Origin of the sequence: Pauljensenia sp. UMB6358, from assembly GCF_030216865.1 — a bacterium.
GTDB classification, from domain to species: Bacteria; Actinomycetota; Actinomycetes; order Actinomycetales; family Actinomycetaceae; genus Pauljensenia; species Pauljensenia turicensis_A.
The window spans coordinates 1-294 of the sequence record NZ_JASOMS010000128.1 but is presented as its reverse complement, the minus strand read 5'-3'; the positions used below and the strand labels follow the sequence as shown (position 1 = coordinate 294).

General features: G+C 62.6%; 1 protein-coding gene. It reads right to left on the bottom strand.

The window, feature by feature from the left end:
* A partial coding sequence (locus tag QP381_RS08895; protein ID WP_285068630.1) for an ROK family protein occupies nucleotides 1-226 on the bottom strand: 226 nt, incomplete at its 3' end.
* Nucleotides 227-294 lie beyond the last annotated feature (68 nt).

The window sequence follows — 294 nt, the reverse complement described above, 5'->3', positions numbered from 1 at the left end:
TCAACGTATCGCGATCCGCGGCGATATAGCCGGCCTGCCCGATTCCAACGGTGGTAGCCCCCGAGGATTTGAGGTCATTGACGCAGGCGGCGATGGTTGCGATAAAGGCCTCGGAATCCTGGCGCGGCGTGGGGCGCCGGACCCGCTGCAAAATTTCACCTTGTTCATTGACGACGCCGGCGGCCACCTTCGTGCCGCCAACATCCACACCGATGCTCAGAGTCATGGTGCAAGTCTACCTGGCGTGGCCAGCCGGATTCCGGGATGGCGCAGCGGCGTCGTCGTACCGAAAAA